1 pseudogene is annotated in these 311 nt (G+C 42.8%); it reads right to left on the reverse strand.

The annotated features are described in order from the left end of the window. Positions 1–311 (reverse strand): annotated as a pseudogene (locus FCL47_RS24175) (secretion system protein E); the annotation flags it as partial.

Genomic DNA, 311 nt, shown 5'->3' on the forward strand with positions numbered 1-311 from the left:
AGTTAACGATGCCGACCACCGTTTTGGCGTCGACATTAACGGTTTTACCGGCAGCCAGGTTTGTCAGCAATTTAATCGTATCGCCCAGGGATTTTTTCTCGGCGATTGCGGGGCTCACCTTGCCTCCCAAAAATTTATTTGCGACATCGATACTTTTTTTGTCAAGTGGATCGGCAAAAGCCACAAAAACAACACCGTCCGAGGTTTTAATTGGAACAAACTGGTACTCAATAATTGTTTTAATAGGGACTTTGTTGAAAAGAGGTTTGTCTACAAGCGATACATTTACATCTATCAGTGGAAATCCAAGC

It is taken from the genome of Desulfopila sp. IMCC35006, assembly GCF_005116645.1.
Classification (GTDB): domain Bacteria; phylum Desulfobacterota; class Desulfobulbia; order Desulfobulbales; family Desulfocapsaceae; genus Desulforhopalus_A.